Origin of the sequence: Phycicoccus sp. Root563 (assembly GCF_001427915.1) — a bacterium.
Classification (GTDB): domain Bacteria; phylum Actinomycetota; class Actinomycetes; order Actinomycetales; family Dermatophilaceae; genus Pedococcus.
In genome coordinates this window covers 2,470,752-2,496,574 of sequence record NZ_LMGM01000001.1, presented here as the reverse complement: position 1 = coordinate 2,496,574, position 25,823 = coordinate 2,470,752, and the positions used below count along the sequence as shown (strand labels likewise).

Annotated in this window: 15 protein-coding genes; 3 read left to right on the top strand and 12 right to left on the bottom strand. The window is 72.1% G+C overall.

Annotated features, from left to right (window positions below; genetic code table 11):
* Positions 1–1,360: glycosyltransferase 87 family protein (locus ASD62_RS19800; protein WP_162254763.1), on the bottom strand; the 1,360-nt coding region annotated here is incomplete at its 3' end.
* The gene (locus ASD62_RS11805) at positions 1,357–3,591 is read right to left on the bottom strand and encodes a transglycosylase domain-containing protein (RefSeq protein WP_056916127.1); all 2,235 of its coding nucleotides are present in this window, start codon (positions 3,589–3,591) and stop codon (positions 1,357–1,359) included. The genes ASD62_RS11805 and ASD62_RS19800, both read right to left, overlap by 4 nt.
* Before the next feature lie 299 nt (positions 3,592–3,890).
* On the opposite strand from ASD62_RS11805, the gene ASD62_RS11800 reads away from it, so the two are divergent.
* Both ASD62_RS11800 and ASD62_RS11795 read left to right on the top strand, forming a co-directional pair.
* The gene (locus ASD62_RS11800) at positions 3,891–4,541 is read left to right on the top strand and encodes a PadR family transcriptional regulator (protein ID WP_056916126.1); all 651 of its coding nucleotides are present in this window, start codon (positions 3,891–3,893) and stop codon (positions 4,539–4,541) included.
* A gap of 3 nt (positions 4,542–4,544) precedes the next feature.
* Positions 4,545–5,624 carry an inositol-3-phosphate synthase gene (locus ASD62_RS11795; RefSeq protein WP_056916125.1) on the top strand — a complete coding sequence of 360 codons (1,080 nt, stop codon included), beginning with the start codon at positions 4,545–4,547 and terminating at the stop codon, positions 5,622–5,624.
* A gap of 92 nt (positions 5,625–5,716) precedes the next feature.
* On the opposite strand, the gene ASD62_RS11790 is transcribed toward ASD62_RS11795, so the two are convergent.
* The 10 genes from ASD62_RS11790 to ASD62_RS11745 form a co-directional block, all read right to left on the bottom strand.
* Entirely contained in the window at positions 5,717–8,182 is a 2,466-nt protein-coding gene (locus ASD62_RS11790) for a transglutaminase domain-containing protein (protein ID WP_056916124.1), read from the bottom strand.
* A complete protein-coding gene (locus ASD62_RS11785) occupies positions 8,179–9,600 on the bottom strand; it encodes a DUF58 domain-containing protein (protein ID WP_056916123.1) in 1,422 nt (473 codons plus the stop codon). Before ASD62_RS11785 ends, ASD62_RS11790 begins: the two co-directional genes overlap by 4 nt.
* A gap of 13 nt (positions 9,601–9,613) precedes the next feature.
* A complete protein-coding gene (locus ASD62_RS11780; RefSeq protein WP_056916122.1) occupies positions 9,614–10,582 on the bottom strand; it encodes a MoxR family ATPase in 969 nt (322 codons plus the stop codon).
* Positions 10,583–10,655: 73 nt separating this feature from the next.
* The gene (locus ASD62_RS20945) at positions 10,656–17,048 is read right to left on the bottom strand and encodes a fibronectin type III domain-containing protein (RefSeq protein ID WP_082580755.1); all 6,393 of its coding nucleotides are present in this window, start codon (positions 17,046–17,048) and stop codon (positions 10,656–10,658) included.
* Between the two features lie 4 nt (positions 17,049–17,052).
* Positions 17,053–17,802: a hypothetical protein gene (locus ASD62_RS11770; protein WP_056916120.1), complete on the bottom strand. Its 750-nt coding sequence runs from the start codon at positions 17,800–17,802 to the stop codon at positions 17,053–17,055.
* Positions 17,799–19,379 (bottom strand): serine/threonine-protein kinase, encoded by a 1,581-nt coding sequence (locus ASD62_RS11765; RefSeq protein WP_235529208.1) that lies wholly within the window; start codon positions 19,377–19,379, stop codon positions 17,799–17,801. The genes ASD62_RS11770 and ASD62_RS11765 overlap by 4 nt, the downstream gene beginning before the upstream one ends.
* Before the next feature lie 2 nt (positions 19,380–19,381).
* Complete coding sequence (locus ASD62_RS11760; protein ID WP_056916118.1) at positions 19,382–21,157, bottom strand: FHA domain-containing protein; 1,776 nt, start codon at positions 21,155–21,157, stop codon at positions 19,382–19,384.
* A complete protein-coding gene (locus tag ASD62_RS11755; protein WP_235529209.1) occupies positions 21,154–21,969 on the bottom strand; it encodes a PP2C family serine/threonine-protein phosphatase in 816 nt (271 codons plus the stop codon). Before ASD62_RS11755 ends, ASD62_RS11760 begins: the two co-directional genes overlap by 4 nt.
* The gene (locus ASD62_RS11750; RefSeq protein ID WP_056916117.1) at positions 21,966–22,439 is read right to left on the bottom strand and encodes a hypothetical protein; all 474 of its coding nucleotides are present in this window, start codon (positions 22,437–22,439) and stop codon (positions 21,966–21,968) included. Before ASD62_RS11750 ends, ASD62_RS11755 begins: the two co-directional genes overlap by 4 nt.
* 188 nt (positions 22,440–22,627) lie before the next feature.
* Positions 22,628–23,710 carry an SGNH/GDSL hydrolase family protein gene (locus tag ASD62_RS11745; protein WP_056916116.1) on the bottom strand — a complete coding sequence of 361 codons (1,083 nt, stop codon included), beginning with the start codon at positions 23,708–23,710 and terminating at the stop codon, positions 22,628–22,630.
* Between the two features lie 180 nt (positions 23,711–23,890).
* Here ASD62_RS11745 and ASD62_RS11740 point away from each other — a divergent pair, with 180 nt between their 5' ends.
* Positions 23,891–25,813 (top strand): glycosyltransferase, encoded by a 1,923-nt coding sequence (locus tag ASD62_RS11740; RefSeq protein ID WP_082580753.1) that lies wholly within the window; start codon positions 23,891–23,893, stop codon positions 25,811–25,813.
* The last annotated feature ends 10 nt before the right edge of the window (positions 25,814–25,823 follow it).

Below are 25,823 nucleotides of genomic sequence, written 5' to 3'. Positions count from 1 at the left end.
CGTCAGCCCCGTCAGCCCCGTCAGCCCCGTCAGCCCCGTCAGCCCCGTCAGCCCCGTCAGCCCTGTCAGCGTCCTCGAGGTCGCCCGCGTCGTCGACCTCCACGGCGGGGCGGGCGGCGGCGGTCTGCCAGACCCGCCAGACGAGGTGGGCGACGGCGAGCACGCGGATGACGAGGAACGCGGCATACCAGCCGGCGGGCAGGCCACGGTCGGGCGTGGACAGGCCCGCGACGTAGAGCCAGACGGCCACGAAGTGCAGCGCCTCGGCGGTGGCCCACACGAGGTGGTCGCGCCAGCGCACGCCGCACAGGGCGACCAACGGGACGAGCCACAGCGAGGACTGCACCGGGAACGCCTTGCCGGACAGCAGGGCCAGCCCGACGAGCACGAGCGAGACCTCGGCGAGCGTCGGCCGACGGGCCGCGCTCAGGGCGAAGACCGCCCCGGTGGCCAGGGCCAGGACCAGGGCGACGAGCGCCGCCAGGGTCACCGCGGAAGTGGGCAGCGGGTGGCCGAGCAGCTGGGGCAGGATCCACACCGAGCCGAGGCCGGAGGCGCTGTCCCACCAGACCTGGGTCGAGCGCAGGATCGCGGCCGGGTGGCCGACGAGGAACGGCAGCAGCACGACCGCCACGGCAGCCGCCGCACCGACCAGGGTGCGGCCGACGACGGCCAGCCGACCGGACCGCAGGCCGAGCAGCACCAGGGCCAGCAGCACCAGCAGGGGGTAGACCCGCGCGGTCACGGCGAGCCCGAGGAAGACCCCCGCCGCCACCGGGTGGCGCCGGCTCCACGCCCAGATGCCGGCACTGACCAGGGCCACACCGAACAGGTCCGAGGACACCATCGCGGCCATCAGCAGGACCGGGCTGAGGGCGATGTGCACCGCGAGCGCCGCGTGGCGCGGGCGCGAGGCGGCGGTGAGCCCGACGATCGCGAGCGCGAGGACGGTGCCGAAGAGGGCCCACAGGAGGAAGTACCAGCGCGTCTGGTCCAGGAACGCGCCGTCCGGGACCAACCCGCCGAGCCACGCCATCACCGCACCGGTCAGGACCGGGTGGTCGGCCCGGGCACCGTCACCGCCGACATAGGCCGCCAGGCCCTGGTCGAGGTTGCCGAGCTGGTACTGGGCGGGCAGGTCCGAGAAGCAGGCGTGCCAGAACTGGTCCGACCCGACCCAGCCCTTCTGGACGCAGTGGGCGCGCTGCACCACCGAGAGCGCCATCGTCGCCGACACCGCGACGAGCAGGGGCAGGACGGTCGCGATCCACGAGGTCGCCCGCGCCGAGGCGTGGCGACCGAGCGGCCCACCGGCAACAGCCAGCGAGCCACTCGGAAGCAGGTCCCCCCTCTGGGTCACGGCGCGGCGGTCGTCGGGGAGCTCTGCTGACGGTTGTTCAACAGCGTCGTGGGGACCGGCGGGACCGCTGTCGTCGTCGGCGGCCCCGGCGTCCTGGTCCTGGTCGTCGACGTCGGCGACGGCGGCTGGGTCGTCGTGGTCGTCGACGGCTGCGTCGTCGTGGTCGTCGTGGTGGTCGTCGTCGTCGTAGTGGTGCTGCTGCTCGACGAGGACGTGGTCGTGGGCGGGGGCACGAAGACCTTGTCGTCACCGACCCCGGCGCGCGGCGGGAAGTCGACGATCGGCTGACCCTTGAGCGCGGCGGTCATGTAGTCGGTCCAGATCCTCAGCGGGACCGTCCCACCGGTGAGCTCACCGACGCCGTTGACCTCGTTCATCGACAGCTCGGCGCCGTTCTTGCCGGTGCTGTAGATGCCGACTGCGGTCGCGAGCTGGGGGGTGAACCCGTCGAACCAGGCCGCCTTGTTGTCCGTCGTCGTACCGGTCTTGCCGGCAGCCGGTCGACCGAGGTTCTGCGCGAACTCGGCCGTGCCGTCCTTGATGGGCTGCTCCATGGCGTCGGTGACGTCGGCCATGACGTCGGCGTCGAACGCCGCCTTCTTCACCGGCTTGGCCTTGTAGTTGATGTTGCCGGGTCCGCCCTTGACGGTGCGGATGAAGTACGGCGTGACGCGCTGGCCCTTGCCCGCGATGGTGGCGTAGGCGTTCGCCATGTCCATCACCTTGACGTGGGAGGTGCCGAGCACGTTGGCGTAGTTGGTGCCGAGCCCCTTGGACGGGAGGCCGGCGGCGACCGCGGCGTCACGCGTCGCCTTGGGGCCGACCTTGATGTTGAGCTGGGCGTAGACGGTGTTGACCGAGTGGCCGGTCGCCCTGCGCAGGTCGATGTTGCCGAACTGCTCGCCGGGGAACGGGCCGAAGTTGCGCACGCCGCCCTGACGCAGGAAGTCGGTGCCGGCCCCGGAGTCCTCGAACTCCTTGAAGTACTGGGGCGACCGTCCGTCGAAGCGGGTCTTCGTGCTGATCGGGTCCTTCGCGGACACGGCCGCCAGCAGCGTGAAGATCTTGAAGGTCGAGCCGGCCTGCATCGTGGCCTGCGTCGAGGTGTTGAACTGTTCCTTCTTGTAGTCCTCACCGCCGTACATCGCCACGACCGCGCCGTCACCGGGCTTGATCGAGGTGAGGCCGACGCGCAGCGTGCTGGTGCCCTTGCCGGTGGGCATCCGGTCCTTGATCGCGGCGATGGCCGCGTCCTGGGCCTTCTTGTCGATCGTCGTGACGATCTTGTAGCCGCCCCGGTCGATGTCGGCGTCGGTGAGCTTCAGTTTGGTCTTGAGCTCGCTCTTCACGGCGCTGGTGATGAACCCGTTGGGGCCGCTGGCGCCCTTGTTCGGCTTGTAGTCGACGACCTTGGGGAACGTCGCCTTCGCGCGCTCGGCGGCGGTGATGTAGCCCTGCGACACCATGCCGTCCATGACGTAGGTCCAGCGCTCCTGCGCGTTCTTCTTCTGCGTGGCACCCAGGCCCGGGTCGTAGAAGGACGGGCCGCGGATGACCGACGCGAGCAGTGCGCCCTCGGAGACCGTGAGGTCGGAGACGTCCTTGTTGAAGTAGGCCTTGGACGCCGTCTGGACGCCGTACGCTCCGCGCCCGTAGTAGATGGTGTTGAGGTAGTCCTCGAGGATCTGGTCCTTGGACTTCTGCTTCGCGATCTTGATCGAGATCACGATCTCCTTGCCCTTGCGGGTCAGGGTCTGGTCCTGGGTGAGGAAGTAGTTCTTGACGTACTGCTGGGTGATCGTCGAACCACCCTGCGTCGCCCCGCCGCGCAGGCCGACCCACACCGCGCGGGCGATGCCGGTCGGGCTGATGCCGGAGTTCTTGTAGAACGTGCGGTCCTCGGCGGCGAGGTGCGCCTCGCGCACGACGGTCGGGATCTGCGGCAGCTTCACCGACTCGCGGTTGACCTCGCTGATCCGGTCGATCTCCGTCTTGCCGTCGGCGTAGTAGATGACGGACGCCTGGGCGCTCGCGAGGTCGTTCGGCTCCGGGGTCTTGATCAGGGCGTAGGCCGTGAAGAACCCGGCGAGCAGCAGGACGAACCCGGCCAGGGCCGCGATCCCGAGCCGCTTGGCCCACAGCTTCTTCCGACTGCCCCCTGGCTTGTCAGCCTTCGCGCGAGGCTTGCCCGCCTTCGCCTGGGCGCGCGTCTTCGGACGTGAGGAGCTCATGGGACCTTCCGGATCGACATACAACACGGGCTGGGGCGCGCCCGTGCGAGCGCTGCCCCACCCCGACAACTGAGCACCAGTATGACCTCAGAAGGTGGGAATGCCGCATCGGAACCGGACCGGGCCGCGTCCACGCCTCCCTGACCCGGCGCCGGGGCGCACCAGGGCCGTGCACGGCAGCACGAGCACGCGCGTCGATCACCGATGTATCGACTCGATATATCTGTGTGTGTATGGTGGGGTGACAAACTCGAAGTTTGTCACCCCGTCCCCTCCCCGACGCGCGAAGGAGAGCAGTCATGGCAGCACGTCGCACCGAGCTGCTCGAGTTCGCCGTCCTCGGGCTGCTGCACGAGGCTCCCCAGCACGGGTACGAGCTGCGCAAGCGGCTCAACGCCGCGCTCGGCCCGTTCCGTGCACTGTCCTACGGCACGCTCTACCCCTGCCTGCGCTCGCTGCTCGGCAAGGGCTGGATCTCCGAGGCGACCCTGGGCCGGAGCACGACGACCGGCACTGCGGGCAGCCGGCGCGCCCGGATCGTCTACGAGCTCACGGCGGACGGCAAGGAGCGGTTCCAGGACCTGCTGCGCGAGGCCGGCCCGACCGCGTGGGAGGACGACACCTTCGACGTGCACTTCGCCTTCTTCGCCCGCACCGAGGCCGAGGTCCGGCTGCGCATCCTCGAGGGCCGGCGCAGCCGGCTCGAGGAGCGGCTGGAGAACATCCGGGCCGTCTCGGCCAAGAACCGCGAGCGCTTCGACAGCTACACCGCCGAGCTCGAGCGGCACGGCCTGGACTCCGCCGAGCGCGAGGTCCGCTGGCTCAACGAGCTCATCACCGCCGAGCGCAACACCCCGACCGCGGCCGCCACCCCGGCCGCATTGCCGGCCACCCCCAGCAGCACCACCCAGAACGACCAACCCTCCACCCCGTTCAACCACAAGGAGTAATCCATGGGATCCATTCGCGTCGCCATCGTTGGCGTCGGCAACTGCGCCAGCTCCCTGGTCCAGGGCGTCGAGTACTACAAGGACGCCGACCCGTCGCACACCGTCCCCGGCCTGATGCACGTCATGTTCGGTGAGTACCACGTCAAGGACGTCGAGTTCGTCGCCGCCTTCGACGTGGACGCCAAGAAGGTCGGCTTCGACCTGTCCGAGGCGATCAACGCCTCGGAGAACAACACGATCAAGATCGCGGACGTCGCCCCGACGGGGGTCACCGTCCAGCGTGGTGTCACCAACGACGGCCTCGGCAAGTACTACCGCATGACCATCGAGGAGTCCGACGCCGAGCCGGTGGACATCGTCCAGACGCTCAAGGACGCCAAGGTCGACGTGCTCGTGTCCTACCTCCCGGTGGGCTCCGAGACCGCGGACAAGTACTACGCCCAGTGCGCCATCGACGCGGGCGTCGCGTTCGTCAACGCCCTCCCGGTGTTCATCGCCTCCGACCCCGAGTGGGCCGCGAAGTTCGAGGCCGCGGGTGTCCCGATCATCGGTGATGACATCAAGAGCCAGGTCGGCGCCACCATCACGCACCGCGTCATGGCCAAGCTGTTCGAGGACCGCGGTGTCGTGCTGGACCGCACGTACCAGCTCAACGTCGGCGGCAACATGGACTTCAAGAACATGCTCGAGCGTGACCGCCTCGAGTCCAAGAAGATCTCCAAGACGCAGGCCGTCACCTCCAACCTCGGCCACGACCTGGGTGCCAAGAACGTCCACATCGGCCCGTCGGACTACGTCCAGTGGCTCGACGACCGCAAGTGGGCCTACGTGCGCCTCGAGGGTCGCGCGTTCGGCGACGTCCCGCTCAACCTGGAGTACAAGCTCGAGGTCTGGGACTCCCCCAACTCGGCCGGCATCATCATCGACGCCATCCGTGCGGCGAAGATCGCCAAGGACCGCGGCATCGGCGGCGCGCTCATCTCCGCGTCGTCCTACCTCATGAAGTCCCCGCCCGTGCAGCGCGAGGACACCGAGGGTCGCGCCAAGCTCGAGGCCTACATCGCGGGCACCGAAGAGCGCTGATCGCAGACGCAGGGCGCTGAGCCGGGGTCCCTGCACCTGCGAGAAGGGGCACCTCCCACGTGGGAGGTGCCCCTTTCGCGTGCCCCTCCCCGTCAGGCGGGGGTCGGCTCGGAGGGCGCAGCGGTATGCGGTGCGGTCGCCCTGCCGCGGGCGGGCCGGGCGGGACCGCGGGTGAACAACGGCCGGACGTCGACGTCGGAGCGCAACCGCCGCCAGAAGTCGGTGTTGGCCCGCAGGTCGGCGCGGGCGGAGCTCGTCGCCGCGAAGTAGGCCGCGGCGTCCTCGGCCGTGGGCTCGGCCGGCCCGAACACGTGGGCGTTCGCGGTGGCCGCGAGCGGGCGCAGGTCGACCGGGGCGTCGACGGCGGCGGCCTGCTCCAGCCGCGTCGCGCGGCGCGGCGGCCGGTGCCCGTAGGACCGGGCGCTGGCCATGAGGTCGCTCCAGGCCCACGTGACCCGGGACGCGGTGGGCCCTCGGGTCGCGTGCCGACGGCGACGCCACGCCTTGAGGCCACGGATCGTCCAGTAGAGGGCGGCGAGGACGAGCAGCACCGCTGCGACCAGTGCGGCCCACTGGAGCCACCACGGCCAGGACGAGGGGTCGAACAGCTTCTTCGGCGGCTTCTTGAGGTTGGTGGCGTTCTGCGCCTGGTCGGGGCCCTGCAGCACGCTCGGCGGGTTCACGCCCGCAGGCGGCGGGACGAGGGCGCCGACCTTGCGGTCCTCGACCTTGGTCTGCAGCTCCTTGGGCTTCTTGTTCCGATCGGGCAGGAAGTTGTCGGTGAGCACCGGCTGCCACTGGCCCTGGTTGTCCCGGACCTCGACCCAGGCGTGCACGTCCCGCCCGCGGACGGGGCCGCCCGCCGGGGTGATCGCTCCCATGACGACGCGCGTGGGGACCCCGAGGCGGTTGCCCATGAGGGCCAGCGTCGCGGCGTACTGCTCGTCGTTGCCGGCGAGCTGGGCCAGTCCGACGAAGCGGGACAGCCGCCCGATGCTGTGACCCGGGAGGTAGTAGCGCTCCACCGAGTTCGGGCTGCCGCCGTCGGTGTAGGCGCCCTCGCCCGACATGGCCCGGGCGATGGCCACGAACTGCGCCCACGGGTCGGCCGCGTCACCCGTGAAGGCGTCGAGCTTGGCGTCGAGGAAGCTCGTGTCGACCTCGTCGGTGAGCGACCCCTGGTCGACCGGCAACGAGGTCGGCAACTTCGCCCGCGTCGGCGGGACGTAGGCGGTGAAGGTGTAGGAGTCACCGGGCTCGAGCCGGTCAGGGACCAGGGCCGTGTTGGTGTCGATGTTGAGCCACAGCCGCCCGGCGAGGGTGTCGGCGCGACGGCCCGCGAACTTCACCCCCGCCACGGTTCCCGCGGTCGGCAGCCAGACGTCGCCGTACCCGCCCTCGGGGACGGTCACCTGCACGTCGACCTTGCGGCCCGGCCCGTGCGTGGAGATCGTCTGGCCGACCTGCTGGAACGCCGCGCCGGGCACGACCGACCCGCTGTTGGCGCGCTCGGACGCGCCCCACACGGCTCCGTCGTACGAGTCGAGCGTCGCGAAGCGCAGCGGGGTGCCGGCGGGGAGCCCCGTCACCTCGAGGAGCGGGGTGTCCCAGAGCTCTGCCGGGTTGGGCTCGGTGTACCTGCGGAACCCGGCGAGCGGGCTCGCGAAAGCGGCGATGTCGATCGGGGGGACGACGTGCGAGCGCGCGACCTGGCGGGTCGCGGCGTCGGCACCGGGCAGGTGCGGCCCGACGAAGTACCCCGCCAGCAGGGCGATCCCGACCAGGGACGCACCGATGGCGTACCGGGTCCGCTGACCGGCACCGTTCTGCAGGGGTGCCCGGGTGCGGGCCGCGCGCGCGACCATCCAGCCGATCCCGAGGACGGCGAACACCGCCCCCTGGGCGAGCGGGGAGGCCGCCTCCGTGGTGCCGAGGACGATGCCGAGGGCGAGCAGCACGAGCGGAGCCGGCAGCACGGCATACGGGGTGGACCAGCGGCGCGCCACGGCGTAGGTGACGCAGGCACCGAGCAGTCCCACGATCAGCGGCAGGGCGAGCAGGCCGCTGCCGGTGTCGACCGGCGGCAGGAGGGTGACCAGGCGCTTCCAGCCGTGCACCGAGGTGTCGGCGAGGTCCAGCAGCGTCTGGCCGCTGGGCAGCACCCCGCCCACGAGGTCACCGCGGACCGCGAGCGGTCCCCCGAGCAGGAGGTAGAGGACCGTCACTGCCGCGAGCGGCGTGACGAACGGGAGCCGGTATGCCGTCGTGACGTGCGTGACCACCAGGCCCAGGACCAGCCCTGCCGCGGCGGGAAGGGCCCAGCTCAGGCCGGCGAAGTCGGTGCGGAAGCCGATGAGCGCCAGGCCGACGAGCAGCACCGTGAACGCCGCGTCGACGAGCGCGGCCCGGTCGGGCAGCAGCCCACCCCGCCGCGACGAGGCGGCCAACCGGGAACGGGTGCTGGTCCACGACGTGCGGGCACGCGTGCGGCCCGGGGCGGTGGAGTCGCGGCCGGGACCCGTCGTGTGCTCGGGCGACCCCGGCGGCTGGGCGGTCATACGAGGGCTCCGCTGGCGAGGACGGCGCGCAGGTCCTGGATGCGCCGGATGTTCAGGCGGGTCAGGCCACCGAGGTGCTGGATGCCGGTCTCCTCCATCGCGTCGATGGTCAGGACGACCTTCCTCACCTCGAGCTCGAACTGCGCCAGGGCGCGCTGGGCCTCGATGAAGGGGCGCTGCGGACCGGTGACGAGGATGACCACCGATGTGTCGGGCGCGAGGGAGAACGCCTCGGTGCAGCGGCCGAACACGTCGGACGGGCCGAGCTCGACCCGGGCCAGGGCGTCGAGGGTGAGCGAGGCCGTCGTGCGCGAGGCGACCTGGCCGCGGCAGACGACGGTGGTGTCCTGCTCGTCGCGGATGGCGCGCAGGGCCAGGGACGCCGCGGCGCTGATGGCGGTCTCGGCCTCGTCCTCGCCTCCCTGGAACTGCTCGGGGTCGGCGTCGACGACCAAGCACAGGTGCGAGCGCCGGGTGTCGAGGAACTGGCGGACGAGCAGGCGTCCCGCCTTGGCCGACGAGCGCCAGTGGATGTACCGCCGGTCGTCGCCGGGCTGGTACTCACGCAGCGCGTGGAAGGCCAGGTCCGACATCGACAGGTCCTGGGTGGTCTCGCCCTCGAGGTCGCGAAGCAGGCCGGCGCCGAGGCTCTCCAAGGAGACGGTGCGGGGGTGGACGTAGAGGTCGGTGACGTCGGTCCAGCGCTCGGTGCGCCGGACCAGCCCGAGGGGGTCGCCCTGCACGGTGCGGGCCGGCCCGACCGGGATGACGCCGCGTCTATGGGTCGGGACGACGAACAGCTCCTCGTGGGCCTTGCCCGACCCCAGCGGCGGGAGCGTGAAGCGGGCCGCCGAGACACCGACGGGCAGCTCGACGAGCAGGGGCAGCATCCCCCGCTTCGAGTCGTTGGTCACCGTGATCCGGCCGGTGGCGGGTTCACCGACACTGACCCGCACCGGTTCGAGGTCGGTGGTGACGGTGACCCGGGTGCGGCCGATGGCGAGCAGGACGCAGCACAGCACCAGGACGAGGGCCGCGGCCCCGATCATCAGCCACTCGGTCCACCCGGCCCAGCGTCCGACGACCCAGGCGGCGACCCCGAGGGCGACGACCGCCCAGCCCAGCGGCGAGATCCAGCGCAGGAACCCGGCCACCGGCGACCAGGCCGGCCGGGTCCGCTCCCGCAGGTCGCGGGCCCGGGTCGTGACGCCCTCCGGGACGGCGGGCACCGTCAGGCCGCCGAACCGGGTCAGGTCCGGGAGCCGCACCGCGGGAAGGCGCAAGTTCGGTCGGGACCGCGCGCGCCGCGGGCGCGCCCGGCCGCCCTCGGGACGGCCGGCCCGCAGGTCGGCGCGACGGACCGTCCGCTCCTCCTCGGGAGCGGAGCGGTCCGGCGGGGACCCGGTGGGTGAGCTCATCGTGGGACCGGCCTCAGGCCGCGCGCTCGGCCGGCGGCGCGACCTCGCCGAGGATCTGGGTGATGACCTGGTCGACGGTGATGTTCGCGAACTGCGCCTCCGCGGTGAGCAGCAGGCGGTGGCACAGCACGGGGTTCGACAGCATCTTGATGTCGTCGGGGATGACGTGGGTGCGGCCCTGGCTGGCGGCCCACGTCTTGGCGCACCGGACGAACGCGAGGCAGCCGCGCACCGACATGCCGAGCTTGACCGACACGTGCCGGCGGGAGGCCTCGGCGATCTGCGAGACGTAGGCGAGGATCGCCGGGTCGACGTGGACCTCGTCGGCCAACGCCGCCATGTCGCTGACCACGCTGCTCGTGACGACCGCCGACAGGGTGCCCGCCCGGTCACGGACCTTGGCGTTGGCGAGGACGGCCACGGTGGCCTCGAGGTCGGGGTACCCCAGCGACGTCTTCATGAGGAAGCGGTCGAGCTGGGCCTCGGGGAGGCGGTAGGTGCCGGCCTGCTCGATGGGGTTCTGGGTGGCGATGACCATGAACGGCTTGCCCGCCTCGTGGCGCACGCCGTCGACGGTGATGTGCGCCTCCTCCATCACCTCGAGCAGCGCCGACTGGGTCTTCGGCGAGGCGCGGTTGATCTCGTCCGCGAGGACGATGTTCGCGAAGATCGGGCCCGGGTGGAAGTCGAACTTCTGGCTGCTCGGGTCGTAGATCGTCACCCCGGTGACGTCGCTGGGCAGCAGGTCCGGCGTGAACTGGATGCGGCTGTTGCTGCCCTGCACCGTCCCCGCGAGGGCGCGCGCCAGCTGGGTCTTGCCGGTGCCCGGGAAGTCCTCGAGCAGGATGTGCCCCTCGGACAGCATGCAGGTCAGGGCCAGCCGGATGACGTGGTCCTTGCCGAGCACGGCCTTCTCGACGTTCTGCACCATCTGGGTGAACGCCTGCTCGAACCACTGGGCCTGCTCTTGGGTGACGGTCATGGAGTGCGGTGCCTTTCGTTGCTGCGCGGGGCTGCTGGGTGGGTGGGGTGCAGGACCCCCGTATGGCGCGGGGTCACCAGCTCGCCGCCGGTGACGTGCGGTCGGCTCCGGGGCCACCGCTGAGGCGGACCTTCATCGTGCCGCCGTTGACGGCGGAGACGCAGGTGCCGCCCCAGTCGTAGCTGGACCCGCCGCTGCGGACCCGGAGCCGCTCGGTCGAGGTGTACGACCCGTTCTTGGAGTGGATGCAGGTCACGGTCCAGGTCGATCCGGCCGGGAAGTTGGAGATGGAGAACCGCACCTGCGGGCACCCGGGGGGTGAGGCGCAGGAGCCGCTCGCGTTGGGCGGCACCGTCTTGGAGCCCTTCGTGGGCTTGCTCACCGACGGCGAGGGCGGCGGCTTGGCGGTGCGGCCGTTGATCGTCGTCCACGCGCTCCACCGACCCGTCGAGTCCTTCATCCGGACCCGGGCCGAGTGGGCGCTGTCGTACGCGCCATACGTGAACTTCACCGACCGGGCACCGGAGCCGAGGTTCTTGGTCGTCCCCGCGCTGGAGGCCTGGAAGGCCGCGATGGCTCGGCCGTTGAGGCGCTGCGACCAGTTGTAGGTGATGGTCTTGCCGGAGGCGGACGAGCCGCGGGACGTCGGGGCGTAGGGCGTGCCGTAGGGGCTGACGTTGCCGCTCAGCGGCGACCAGTCCGACCAGGCGGTGCCGTTGAAGACCCGCACCCGGATGCGCTGGCCGGCGGTGGTGCCCAGCCCGCTCGTCGTGAACGCCTTCGTGGAGTTCTCCGCGCACCCGCAGCTGACGAACCCGCTGGCGATGACGGCGCCACCGTTGCGCGACTCCCACTCCAGGCGGGAGAACGCGCTGGACCGCGAGTCGCCCAGTGGTGCCTGCACGTCCGCCGTCTTGTCCGGCCGTGGCGTCGAGGCCGACGGAGCGCCGGGCGTGGCCGGCTGGCCGACGGAGGAGAACGAGCGCGTGTTCGCCTTGGCTGACTCCTTGTTCGCGCCGTTGGTCGCGGTCACGGTGTACGTGTAGGTGCGGCCGTCGTAGGGCAGGTTGGAGTCGGTGTAGTACCGCTGGCCGGGCGGCGTCGTGCCCAGCTGGGTCCAGGCGCCGGACCCGACCCGGCGGTAGACGGTGTAGCGCAGCAGCGACGGGCCGTTCGGGGAGACGGCGTTCCACGTGATGCGGACGTTGGTGTTGTCGTACCCCGCGGCCGGTGCCCGCGAGCTCACGTCGGTGATGGTGACGGCCGGCGGGGTGCCGGCGGACTGCAGCTCGACGGCCGGCCCGAACGGCCCCGCGCCGAGGTCGTTGCGGGCGCGCACCGAGACGGCCTGCTTGTGGTTGTTGGTCAGGCCGGACATCGAGGCACGGACCCCGGGGGCCGCGACCGTCCGCGTCCGGATCGCCCCGGTCGTCGTGTCCTGGAACCGGACGATGTAGGAGCGGACGTCGCTGCCCTTCTTGGCCGGCGGGTTCCAGGTGACCGTGAGGGTGCCGTCGCCGCGGCTCACCTGACGCACGCCGGTGACCGGGTTGGGCAGGGTGTCGGGCTTGACCGGTCCGACCTCGGGGCTGCGGGGGCTGTCGCCGACGCCGTTGGTGGCCAGGACGCTGAAGTAGTAGGGCTTGCCGTCCTCCAGGCCGCCGATCGTGCAGGGCGAGGCGCTGCAGCGCTGGGACTTCGCCCCGGGTCCGCGACCCGTCACCGTGTACGAGGTGATGGGGCTGCCACCGTCGTAGGTGGGCGGGTTCCACGAGACACGGGCGGTGCCGCCGTTGACCCGGTCGGCCACGGCGCGCACTCCACCCGGGGCGAGCGGCTTGCCGAGGACGCTGATGCTGCCGCGGCCGACGGCGTTGCGCCCCGGCCCGTCGGACACGGACACGGCGACCGATCCGCTGCCCGACGACTCACCCGACGCCTGGATCGTCACGGTGCAGCCTGTGACGCTGGCGGTCAGGCCCTTGCCGCTCTCGATCCGCGCGGAGTTGACGGTGCAGGACGGCTTGTCCAGCGGTGAGTCGAGGTAGGACCTCAGGTCGACCGTGGCCGAGGACCCGGCCTTGAGCCCGGTGACCGAGAACGGTCGCATGCGCGGCGGCGGTGCCACCGGCAGCGGGTCGCCCTTGGCATCCACGGCAGCCTTGGCCGGGTCGGCCGACAGGCCGAGGACGTTGACGCGGACGAACGAGTCCTCACCACCCTTGGGCCGGATCCGTACCCGTCCCTTGGTGCTGCTCGGGGCGTCGCGGCCGGCCTTGAGCGCCACCTGGCGCCCTCCCTGGCCCTCCTGGTCGAGGCTGACCCCGGGAGACTCGGGCTGCCACTGGGCCTCGAAGCCCACACCGTCCAGGGACAGCCCCGGCGGCAGCCAGGCGTGGCACAGGGTGGGGATGTCGAGGGTGCGCTGCCGGCCACCCGCGACGAGCGAGACGGCGAAGTCGGGACACGTGAGCAGCGGGACCTTGGGGCCGATCTGCACCGGGATGGAGACGTAGGCGGTGCGGAAGTCCTTCTGCTGCACGTTCTCCTGGTCGGTGACCTCGAGCATCACCGCACCCGGCCCGACGTACCCGCCGGAGGAGGTGAGGGTCAGCGAGTTCTTGCCGTCGTTGGAGACCTCGAGCTTGTCGGACGGCGAGGCGCTGAGGGTGTCCGGCGTGGTGATGCCGACGACGCGGGCGCGGGGCGACTTCACGTAGTCCGCGATCGCGACGGTCTTGCTCGAGTCGCGGTCCATCTCGATGAGCGCCCCGTTGACGACGAAGGGGTCGCCGTTGTCGCCGGTCGGCACGTAGATCAGCGCCATCGCCGTCTGGCCGTCCTCGTCGGTGATGACGTACGGCACGGTGTGCGGGTGGTCGAGCACCGTGACGCGGACCTGGCGGCCACCCGGCTCGACCGATGCGTCGGTCGACAGGACCGAGACCACCTTGAGCTGCTCGTTGTCGCCGTCCACGTCCCGGTCGTTGGCGAGGACGTCGACCAGGGCCGTCGTCTCGTCGCCCTTCGGCTTGGCCACGTCGTCGACCGCGACGGGCCGGTTCTTCCAGCCGGCGACGGGCACGACGGTGATGCTCGACTTCGACGGGTCGAACACGCCGTTGTCGATGCCGTAGGTGAGGTGCTGCTGGCCGGCCGAGACCGGCGGGACGACCGTGCGGAACGTGCTCGCCTTCGCGTCGATCTTCCACTTCGACAGCGACGCCGAGGGGTTGAGGTCGCGGTAGAGCAGGTCGACGGAGTCCCCGCGGGCGATGAGGTCGTTCTCGGTGGGGTCGAGCGTGACCGTCTTGCCGGGTGCCGCCCTGACCACGTCCTCGACGGCGACCGGGGGCTGGGGGTCGCCCGGTGCGACCACACCGATCCGGACGAACCCGGTGCTCTCGCCACCGAACCGGTCGGCGACGGTGTAGTTGAGCACCTCGGTCCCTGCGGACCGGGGGTACGCCTCGTACTTGATCGTCGAGGCGCCGAACCCGGTGACGCGACCGAGGCTGAGGTTGATGGCCTCGCCGTCGGCGCTGGAGATCCCCTGGACCGTGACCGTGTCACCGTCCGGGTCGACCCCGGAGGTCGGGATGGTGATCGTCAGCGGCTCGCCGGCGACGACGCTCGCCGAGAAGCTGCGGGCGACCGGCGACTGGTTGGGGTTGGTGGCGCCCGGCAGCGGCTTGACCGTCACCGAGACACGGCCGGAGCGCGCCTTGGACGGGTCGCCGATGGGGTACGCCGAGTACTCGATCGTCACGACCTTCTCGACGGTGACCGGGGTGGTCGGGTCGGGTACGTAGCGCACGAGGTTGCCCGATGCGAAGGCGTTCTGCGGCTCGCCCTTGGTCAGCACCTTGACCGAGTCGGGGTCGAGGACCAGCGGGATCCCCTCGGCCATCGAGTCGTTGTCGAGCACGGGGATGCTCACCGTGTCCTGCGCCCGGACGACGGCCGTGTCGTCCTGGATGATCGGCAGCGCCTTGGGGTCGGTCGGTCGCTGGGTCACCGTCAGCTCCCCGGTGGTGGACTTGCGACCGTCGCTGATCGTGTACCGGACCGTGCCGGTGCGGGGCTTGGTGCCGCCGGTGAACGGGTCCAGCGCCTCGACGCGGACCCAGCGCCCCTGGTAGATCGTCGGGCGCAGCCAGCTGTTGTCGCTGTCCACCGACACGCTGCGGGTGGCCAGCACATCGGCCCGCGGCGAGTAGTCGTTGGCGAGGACGTCCGCCATGACGGGCGTCTGGTCGCGCACCGTCGCCGAGTCGGGCACCGCGACCGGTGGGGCGTCGGGGTCGGGGTCGTCGATGAGGTCGATGCGGATCCGTCCGGGGGCGACCCCCTGGCCGACCTGCGCGGCATACGTGAGCTCGAAGGTGCCCTTGGTCGCACCGGTGATCGTCACGACGCCGGTGTCGAGGTCGCTGACCACGCTGAGCGACCCCTGGGGGCGCACGTCCGTGGCGAGGCGCATCTTCGCGTCGGGGTCCTCGGGGTCGGCGCCGGCGATGTCGTTGCCGAGCGGCTCGATCTGCAGGGGCTTGCCGACGACGCCGCGCACCACGTCGGGCTGGGTGCTCGGCGCGCGGAACGTGTTGCCGTCGCCGAGCACCCCGAGCGTCACCTTGCCGGGTGTGACCCCGCCGCGTCCGTCGTCGACGGTGTAGGGCACCGCCTGCGACCCGGCCTTGTCACGGGCCTGCACGACCAGCCGGCCGAGCCCGTCGACGAGGCTGTCGCCGTCGCCCGGCTGGGCGGTGACCTGGTCGTTCTCCGGGTCGCGCCAGTCGCCGATGACGGTCACCGGGATGCGTCCCCCGGAGACGACCGGGTATGCCGTCGTGGCCAGCGTCGCGCTGCCCTCACGCAGGAAGGGGGGCGAGTTCACGTCGTCGGCGACCACGGTGACGGTGACCGTGGCCCGGGGGTGGGCGGAGGCGACCCCGTTGTTGACCTGGTAGGAGAACGAGAACGAGGTGGTCCCGGGGTCGGCCGGCACCGACACGTCGACGGACTGCCCGTCGCCGGACACCGTCGCGGTGACGCCGCCGGCGTCCGGCTGGGTGATCTCACCGGGGGCGATCGCGAGGATCGAGCCCGGGGTGTCGGTGTCGTTGTCGAGGACGTGCAGCTTGGACGTGCGGCCGGCGCGGACCTTGAGGTTGTCGGGCTCGGCCTTGGGGGGCTGCGGCGTCGTCGTGTCGTCGACGACGTTCTTGTCCTTGTCGTCGTTGTTGTCGTCGGTCTTGCTCGGCGGGATGACCGAGTCCCAGTTGTCGATCTTCAGCGGCTTGGAGTCGAGGTCCCACGCGTCGCCGGTGTCGAGGTCGTTGAGGACGATGAGGTTGCGGTTGGTGCGCAGCGCCATGCCGTCGCGCAGCGGCACGTCACCCGGCTTGTCGAGCGTCCCGGCCGTGACGGTCTGGCCCTGGCCGCAGTTGGCGCCGTAGTACGCCCGGTCGGTCTGGGCCCACGCGGCGTGGACGCAGTCCCCGAGGCGCACCGGTCGGGACACCTTCGGGCGTTCGGCACCCGGGCCGACCTGGCTCGGGAGGCGGACCCCGGCCTGGCCGGGTGCGCCGTCGAGCCCGATCACCTTGAGCTCCGTGGTGGTCTCGAGGGCCACGGAGTCGGCCTTCGGGCCGGGCTGCTGCAGCGCGGCGTACGCCATCCCGCCGAGGCGGTCGGCGCCACCGGCGACGGGCTTCTCGAGGCCCTCGGCGAAGACCTGGTCCTCGACGGGGTTGTAGACGACCCAGCGGGTGCCGACCGCGGTGATGTCGACGGCGCTGGCGGTGAGCCCGATCTTCTCGGTGACCGGGGCGCCGAAGGAGTCGCCGGCGGCGGGCACGGAGACGACCTTGCCGGTCGCGGCCGAGACGACGTGGACTCCGCCCGAGGTGTCGACGGCCATGGCGGCGATGCCGCCGGCCATGGCCAGCGGCTTCGCGGAGGTCGTCAGCGTCAGCCCCGACAGCGGTGCGGCCGGGTCGACGCGCTGGGCCCACACCTTGCCCGTCTTCGGGTCGACCATGGCCAGCGTGCCACCGCGCAGGTCGCCGGTCGCCGGGACGAACTCCTTGCCCACGGGCTTGGCCTTCTGCGGCAGCTGGACCGGTGCGGTCGAGTCGATCCGACCGGTGATCGGGTCGATGGGGACGAGCTGGTTGCCGGTGGTCAGGATGCCGCCGACCGCGGCGCCGTCCTGGACGACGTCGAGCCCGGCACCGGGGGTGACGTTGGCCTGGATGCCGGCGTCGAACTGGCGTGCCGCCTTGTTCATCCGGGCGAACTGGCTGTAGTTGGTCGCCGAGACCCACACCCCGCCGTCGTTGAGGTCGGCCTCGTGCACGGTCTCCCCGCGGGAGTGGACGGCGAAGAACGTCAGGCTCGACGCCGCCACTGCGACGACGACCCCCGATGCCACTCCTGCGCGCCGGCGTGCGACCGGACTCATCTGACTACTGCCCCCGTGGTGGTGGTGGTTGCGGTGCTGCCGGCTCGTCGTGGTCGATCGCGTCCAGCAGTGCGAGGTCGCCCTCGGTCACCAGTCGCGTCGACAGGGCGTGCTCGACCAGCCGCGCCTTGCGGTTGCTCGCGAGCTTCCCCGGCCCCCCGTGCAGTCCACGAGTACCAGCATCGGCGAGCTTTTGACAGACATTGTCCAGTTTTCGGTTGAACTTCGTGACCTTCCAGCCGAGGCGGGCGGCGGCGTCGGCCGACGACGGGATCTGGCCGGGCGCGGCATACGAACGTCGGAGCAGGCCCTCGCACAGGGCGACCATGAGCAGCTTCTGGTCGGGGGTGAAGGTGACCCGACCGACGGTGGTCTCCCCCGTGCTGTCGGTCTCGGCGTCCTCGCTGCCCGTCGCCGTGAAGGCCGGGGTGTCGACGATGATGTCGAAGTCGTACGTGGTCGGGCCGGCCGTGAACCACACGGTGAACCGCTCGAGCGCGAGCGGGATCCGGGCGCCGGGGTTGAGCCAGGCCTGGAACAGCCCCTTCTTGTCGGCGACCGTGGCCGTCAGCGTGGTGCCGACGTTGGTGAGCCACCACAGGCCGCCGTCCTCGACGACCTGCAGGAAGCTGCGGTGCAGGAACGGGTTGTCGTCGATCTCGACGTCACCGGTCCGCCCGATGGTGAGCGGGGTGCCCCTGACGGCGACGAACTCCTCGCCACAGAACTCCACGGTGATGCTGCCGGTGCTCACTTGGCCCTCCCACAGACGGGTGTCGAGTACTCCGAGGTCAGGCCCTCGCGGCTGACCTTGACCTGGCCGCAGACCTGGGTGCCGGCGGCGGCCTTCGCCGTGAACGTCGACCGGGCGAGCGGGGCGCCGTCGACCGCCGTGCCCAGGCCGCCCGTGGTCGCCGCGGTGCGGACGAAGAACCGGTCCGGCTTCTCCGGGGCGAGGTACTGCCACGCGAACGCCACGCCACCGGACACCCCTCGCGCCTCGAGGGTCGGGGTGCTCGGCACGGACAGGGCGACGTCGCCGCTCTGGCTGGCGACCGTCTTCGGCGTGTCCTTCGGGGAGTCGTTCCCGCCGCCGAACACCACGGAGATCCCCACGACGACGGCGACCACGGCGACGGCGATCGCGGCGAGCGTGACCGCCGGGTTGCGGGACGAGGTCGCCGCCGCAGGCTCCTCGCTCGCCGGGGTGCGCGTGCCGAGCCGGTCGCGGCTCACCGTGCCCGCCACGTCGACGTCGTCCACCAACGGGTGCTCGTATGCCGCGTGCGACGCCGGCCCCGCCACGCCCTGGGCGCCGTTCACGGCGACCGTGCCACCCACGCTGCGCGGTCGAGCGGGCGCCGGGGTCTGGCCCTGCACGGACTGAGGAGCGCGGACCCGGGTGCGGTCGTCGTCGGCGTCCGGCGACGGTCCGCTCTGGTCGGCGAGGGTGGTCTGGCCCTGCTCGTCGAGGACGACGATGGCGGTGCGGGTGAACCGCTGCTCCTGCTCGATCTCCTGCAGCGAGCGGGCGAACGCGATCGCACTCTGCGGCCGGGCCGCCGGGTCCTTGGCCATCGCCTGGGTGAGCAGCCGCTCGAGCGAGACCGGCACGTCGGCGCGACCCGTGGCCGGGACCGGGGAGGTGCGGATGCGGGGCATCAGGCCGTAGGCCGAGTTGTCACCACCGGGGATCTCGAACGGCGAGCGCCCCACGAGCAGCTGCCACAGCGTCGCGGAGAGCGAGTAGACGTCGGCGCGGGCGTCACCGTTCGACTGACCGAAGAGCACCTCAGGGGGTGCCCACGGGACGCTGACGCCCACGTCGTCCTCGTCGTCCTCCGCCGCACCGTGGCCGAGCTGTCCGGCGATGCCGAAGTCGGTGAGGCCGGGGGCGCCGTACTGGCTGACCAGCACGTTCGCCGGCTTGATGTCGCGGTGCGTGATGCCCGCCCGGTGGGCCGTCTCGACGGCGCTGGCGAGCTGGATCCCGGTGCGCAGGACCTCCTCGACGCTGAGCCGCTCGTTGCGCGAGCGCAGCGCGAGGTTCGGCGGCGGGTAGTACTTCATGACCAGGTAGGGCCGGCCGTCGAGCGAGGTGCCGGACCGGAAGACCTGGACGATGTAGGGGTGGTCGGCGAGCTGGGCCATGGTGTCGGCCTCGTCGCGGAACTGGCGGCGGATCGCGTCGGTGATGCCCTCGCCCTTGAGCACCTTGACCGCGACCCGCATCCGGGGCATCTGCTGCTCGTACAGGTAGACGTCGGCGTACCCACCCGTGCCGACGAGCTCGCGGTAGACCAGGCCGTCGAGCTCGGGTGGGGCGGCCACCGTCACGAGGGCACCTCGTAGGTGAAGGTGACCTCGTCGGCCATGCCGACGACCGTGCCCGGCTCGATGACCTGGCTGTCGCTCGGCCGGAGCCGCACCGGCTGCTGGCCGGGCAGGGCCACGGTGGTGCCGTTGGTCGAGCCGAGGTCGCGCACCAGGACGTGCCAACCCTCCAGCACGATCTCGACGTGGTTGCGCGAGATGTCGTTGTCGCGGCTGACCACGCGCACCAGGTGCGGCCGCTGGGCGGCGGGCAGGTCGGCGTTGACCTTCGGGGCGCGGCCGAGCAGCACCCCGCGGTCGAGCGTCACGACGTCACCGGTCGACAGCCGGATCGTGCCGAGCGGCGGCCGAGGCGTCTGGAACGGTTGCTGCGGCGGGATCTCCCGCTCGCACACCCGGCAGCTGCTCGCGTGCGGCGGGCTCGGGTGCCCGGCCGGGCAGAGCACCGCCAGGACGATGGGGCCCCTCGGTATGGAGCCGGTCGCCGTCATCGGCAGGCTCGCCCGGTCGACGGTGGCCTCGTCGGCCTCCGGGGCGGGCGGCGGCGTCGTGTGCTGCGGGGCAGCGGTGTCCTCGGGTGCGGCGGCCGGCGGCACTGCGGGCGGCGGTACGGCAGGCGCCTGAACCGCGGGCGGCGGCACGGCGGCCGTGTGGCCGGGGGTGCCGCGTCGGCCGGGCATCTCACCGGCGGTGCGCGCGGCCTGGGTGTCGGAGACGGCGGGCGGTTCCGGTGCCGGGGTCGGCTGCGCCGGTGGCGGGGTCGGCTGCGCCGGCGGCGTCACGGGCGGGGCAGGAGGCGTGGGCATCGGGGCCGGCGGGGACACCGGGGGAACCGGCATCGCGGTGGTCGCCGGGGCCGGGGGTTCGTCGGAGGGTGCGACGTTGCTCCCGCCACGGCGCCACGGGACGGACTCGATCAGCCCACCGCCTGCCGCCGGTCGGCTGCCCTCGTCGGTGCCGCGGGTCGGTGCTGCGGGCGCCGACGGCGTCGCCTGCGACGGCGGAGCGGGTGCGGGTGAGGGTCGCCCGGCCTGGGTGTGCTGCGGCGGGGGGAGCGTGTGGTCGGCCGGCGGCGGGGTCACCCCGGCCGCCTCCTCCATCGGCGCGCGGCCGATGGGCGGCTCCTGGAGGGTGCCGGTGTCGTGGTTGGGCAGGAACGGCGGTGTGCCGGTCGAGCCTGGTGCCCCGAACAGGTAGTCGTACCCGGGGACCTCCTGGACCACGGGCGCGGCATCGCCGGTACCTCCGTCCGCGGGGTCGCCGGCGGTGGCCGGGGGCGGCCCGCCGCGACGCAGGCGGGCCGGCACCTGCCAGCCCTGCACGCCACCGGGCGAGCTGAGGCGGCCGTCGGGCAGACCCGGCGCGTCCTCGGCAGCCGGCTCGTCCTCGGCCGCGGGGGTCACCTCGCCGGAGTGCAGGACGAGCTCGGTCGACCCCTCGGGGGCGTCCTCGTCGGCCCAGGGACCCCGGCCCGCGGCGCGGATCTCGACCGCGTCGTCCTGACCGTCCTCGCCGGGCACGACGGCATACGCGGTGCCGCGGGCGACGACGCGCACGGGGTCACCGTCCTGGACGGCCACGAAGTCGGGGGCGGTGCGGACGCCGTCGCGGGTCAGGGCGTCGAGCAGGTCGTCGAGCCCACCGGCGACGGCGGCCTCGCAGACGCGCACGACCACCGCGTCGGTGGCCTCTCCCCGCACGAGGGCGAACAGGCCTCCAGCCGAGATGGCGCACCATCCCGGCTGGTCGGGGTCGGCGAAGCGGACCAGGGTCATGCCGAGGACCTCGTGACCTCGCTGCGGGGAGCGGTGTCGACCTCGTCGTCGCCGTCGTCCTCGCGACGGTCCAGCGCCACGACGACCACGCTGACGTTGTCGCGACCACCGGCGGCCACGGCGGCGTCGACCAGCGCGACGGCGGCCTCCTGCGGGTCCTCGTGCTCGCCCAGCAGCGTGGCGATCTGGTCGTCGGAGAGCTCGCCGTTGAGGCCGTCGGAGCAGACGAGGAAGCGTTCGCCGACCTGCGGCGGGAACACCCAGAGGTCCACGGCGGGCATGGAGTCGGAGCCCAAGGACCGGGTCACGACGTTGCGCAGGGGGTGGCGGGCCGCCTCGGCCTCGGTGATGAGGCCGGCGTCGACGAGCTCACGGACCTCGGAGTGGTCGACGGTGACCATGCGCAGGCGGCCGTCGACGTAGCGGTAGACGCGGGAGTCGCCGACGTTGAACACCGCCCAGTGCGTCGAGCCCCCGGCCGAGACGACGGCCAGGCCCGCGGCCGTGGTGCCCATGCCGGTCTGCTCCGGGTGCCGGGCGACCGAGCGCAGGATCTGCGCGTTGGACTCGGCGAGCGCGGCGACGACGTCGTCGCGGACGAGCACGACGCGTTCGGCCAGGCCGCGCAGGCCGTCGACGACGATGCCGCTGGCGACCTCGCCGGCTGCGTGCCCACCCATCCCGTCGGCGACGGCGAAGACCGCCCCCTCCGCGACGAGGTCGTCCTCGTTGTGGCCGCGCACCCGGCCGATGTCGGTGGCCGACCCGGCGCGCAGGGTGAGGCCGGACACCGTCACCGGGGTGCTGGTCACCGGGTCACCCGCACGGTCTGCATGAGCTCCTGGATGGTGCCGTACTCCGCCTCGACCTCGGGCCCACCCACCGAACCGGTGACCTGGATGAGGTCGACGACCTGCCCGCGGCGCGCACCGGCGAACAGGTGCGCCTGCACGACGTCACCGACCTTGTCGTCGGTCCACGACACGTTGACCCCGACGAACGGCACCTGGTCGATCTCCACCTCGAACGGCTCGTCCATCTCGCCGTCGGGCCGCTCGGTCACGAACGCCTTGAGCTCGGCCAGCGCCCGCCCGATGGTGAACTCGGCCGACCTGGTGAACCCGCGCACGACGAGGTTGGGGGCGAAGCTGCCGCCCTCCTCCGCCCGGCGCGCGGCGAGCAGCGTCCCGGGGACCCGCACCGGGGACCAGCCGTCGGGGATGTCGACGGTGACCGACGGCGGGCCGGGGAACTGCTCGCTCGGGTACTTCAGGGTGGGCATCAGGGCCTTTCGGGGACGCAGTGACCAACGACTGCACCGGGCAAGGCTAGATGGGGTGGAGCCCGTCCCCCATGGGGAGAACTCCCCATGGCCGCCCTGCCGACGCAGCCGGGGCAAGGCTCCCACAGGTGGGCAAACCGGGAAACCTCACCGAGCAGACCCTCCCGTATGCCGGGGGGCGGGCCAGGTCAGCCCGCCTCGACGGCCGTGGTCTGAGCACGACCCGGGGGGCTCGTGACGGGGAAGCTGGGCGATGGGAGATCGGGCGGCGTGGGATCCGTCGCCGGGGGCGGCGTCGAGGAGCTCGACGACGAGGTCGTGCTGGCCGGCGGCGGGGGCGCCGAGGACGAGGAGGACGACGAGGACGGCGAGGGGAACAGCGTCGACGAGGAGGTCGTGGACGGCGCCGGGAGGGTGGTGGTCGGGGCCGGGTCGGGCAGGCGGATGGTGCCGCCCAGCAGCCGGAACACGGTCTCGCCCCACAGGGCGTCGCCGCGGGCGTTCAGCACCTCGGGGTCGGCCGCCGAGACGTAGGCGTTGGGGTCACCGGTGCCGATGAACGCCTTGGCGACGTCCAGCGTCCGCAGCTTCTTCGACGCGGCCCAGGCGGCGACGGCGGTACGCACCTTCTTGTCCTGGTCGTCCCGGGTCGGCGGCTGGAGGGTGACGAGGATGCTGGCCGACGGGTAGGCGGTCCGCACGGCCGAGGCGACGTTCTGCAGGTGCTTCTTGACGTTGCCGGTCGAGTTGTTGCGCCCGTAGTTGAGGATGACGATGTCCGGCGTGGTGGGCACGAGGAACGGCACCCGCTTGGTCGCGTAGTCGGCGGTGGCGTCGGCGCGGCTGCCGTTGAAGACGACGGCGGGCGGGCCGGCCGTGCCGAACGACGTCTTGATCGTGTAGGTCGTCGGGTCGGCCGGGTTGAGCCGGTTGAGGGTGACCTTGCGGTCCTGCGCGAGGAGCTTGCTGAAGGCCGTGACCCACTCGGACTCGCCGTCGCTGGTCTGGTCGCCGAGCACGGCGATGGTCACCTTGGCGTCGGAGGCGAGCAGCGCCTCGGGCGTGCGCGGCGTCGGCGCGGTGGTCGTCGTGCTCGTCGTCGGTCGCTGCGTCGTCGTGGTCGTCGTCTTGCTCGGGGTCTTGATCACCGGCGACGGGTCGGCGATCGTGGGACGCCCGGTCGTCAGGAGGACGACGCCGACGACGAGGCCGACGTTGACGACGACGGCGAGGAGACCGAGCCAGATGTCGGTCCCCCTGAAGCGATGCATTCGGACATTGTGCCGCACGGCGTGCCGTCTCCCGAACTGACGCGTGTCGCCGACGGGCGGCGCGTGGACGGCCCTGACCAGCATGTCCGTTATGTTGACGGTGACCTCGCGCGCCGGGGAGCGTGCCGGGCAGCGCCCGGCGACCCCGCCGCATACCCGCTCCGTCCCCCTGAGGAGACCATGCCCGGCGCCGGCACCCGCGGATCCTCGTCCTCCGGTGCGAGGCGGGTCGTGGCCGACGCCCGCAGGGCGGTGTGGCACCTGCGGCACGGTGGCACGGAGCAGGTCCGCCGCTGGTGGCAGCGACGCGCACTGGACGACCGGCGGCCCCGGGGGAGCATCCGCCTCACCGGTGACGGGACCCTCGAGGTGCCGCCGTGGCCGCTGCCGGAACGCGCACCGCGACGTCCTGACCTGCGGGTCGGCGTCATCCTCGACGACTTCACGTCGCTGGCACTGGGGTACGAGTGGGACCAGGTGGCGCTGCACCCCGACCGCTGGCGCGACCAGGTGGACTCGCCCCGGCTCGACCTGCTGTTCGTCGAGTCGGCGTGGCACGGCAACGGGGACGCGTGGCAGTACCACCTGACGGGGACGTCGGCGCCGCGGCCGGCGATCGTCGAGCTCGTGCAGTGGTGCCGCGACCACGGGGTGCCGACGGTGTTCTGGAACAAGGAGGACCCGGTCCACTACGAGGACTTCCTCGACACGGCCCGGCTGTTCGACCACGTCTGGACCACCGACTCCGACCGGGTCCCCGACTACCACCGCGACCTCGGGCACGAACGCGTCGGCGTGCTGCCGTTCGCCGCCCAGCAGACGCTGCACAACCCGATCCGGCCCGGCGACGGCCACCAGAGCCGCGACATCGGGTTCGGCGGGATGTACTTCGCGCACAAGTACCCCGAGCGCCGCGAGCAGATGGACCTGCTGCTCGGCGCGGCCGACGCGGTGTCGTCACGGATGACCACGGGGCTCGAGATCTTCTCGCGCTACCTCGGGGGCGACGAGCGCTACCAGTTCCCGGCTCCGCTGGACCAGCGCGTGGTCGGCTCGCTGGACTACCCGCGCATGCTCACCGCCTACCGGGCCTACAAGGTCTTCCTCAACGTGAACTCGGTCGTCGGGTCGCCGAGCATGTGCGCCCGGCGGATCTTCGAGATCACCGCGTGCGGCACCCCGGTCGTGTCGACACCGAGCCGGGCCATCGGCGAGTTCTTCCCCGCCGACGAGGTGCTCCAGGTGGCCACCTCCGAGGAGGCCGGCTGGACGCTGCGCGCCCTGGTCAACAGCTCCGAGCTGCGCGACCGGACGGTGCACACCGCCCAGCGCCGGATCTGGGAGTCGCACACGTACACGCGCCGCCTCGCCGCGGTCCTGTCCGCGGCAGGGCTCGCCTCCGGCTCGTCCGCCGCGCGGCTGCCGTCGGTCAGCGCCCTCGTCTCCACGAACCGCCCCCAGCAGGTCGACCACGTGCTCGCCACCGTCGCCGCCCAGCGCGGCGTGGACGTCGAGCTGGTCCTGCTCACGCACGGGTTCGAGCCCTCCGCGGACCTCGCCGCCCGCGCCGCCGAGCTCGGGCTGCGCCTCACCCTCCTGCACGAACCCGCCGACACCACCCTCGGGGGCTGCCTCAACCGCCTCGTCGGGGCGGCGTCCGGTGACGTCGTGGCCAAGATGGACGACGACGACCTGTATGGCGCGGACTACCTGCGCGACCAGCTGCACGCCCTCGACTACTCCGGGGCGGACGTCGTCGGCAAGCAGGCGCACCACATGTACCTCGAGGCCCTGGACGTCACCATCCTGCGGTTCCCCGAGCGCGAGCACCGGTTCACCGACCTCGTCATGGGGCCGACCATCGTGGCCCGCCGGGAGGTCGCCCTCGCCCACCCGTTCGCCGACGTGTGGCGAGGGGAGGACACCGGCTTCCTGCGCGCCGTGGCGGCCGCCGGCCTGTCCATCTACTCGTCCGACCGGTTCAACTTCGTCCAGATGCGGCATACTTCGGTCCGCCACACCTGGGAAGCCACATCAGCGGAACTGCTGGCAAACGCACGCGTCCTGTCCTTCGGCCGGTGCGATGCGCACATCATGATCTAAATGTTGGGAG